The following is a 238-nucleotide window of genomic DNA, read 5'->3' as shown; positions in this document are numbered from 1 at the left end:
TGTATACATAACGGTGGGGGCTGTCCGCCGCCGACCCGAGTTTCTCCCTGCGCCAGGTACAATTTTTCGGGCGCGGACCAGTCAAAAAAAGTGGGAGTGCTTTCCGGTGGGGAGCGCAACCGCCTGAACCTCGCGATGATGCTCAAAGAGGGGGCTAACGGCCTTTTGCTCGACGAGCCGACAAATGATCTTGACGTGAACACTTTGCGCGGCCTTGAAGAGGCGCTTGACTCCTTCG

Annotated in this window: 1 protein-coding gene; it reads left to right on the top strand. The window is 58.0% G+C overall.

Translation table 11 applies throughout. The annotated features are described in order from the left end of the window. Positions 1-238 (top strand): ATP-binding cassette domain-containing protein (locus tag ACYVTD_RS19200; protein ID WP_461249170.1); only part of this gene is annotated, 238 nt, incomplete at both ends.

The organism is Treponema sp. R6D11 (assembly GCF_054786075.1).
Note: the sequence above shows the minus strand (reverse complement) of the source record. Positions and strands in the feature narration are given on the sequence as shown.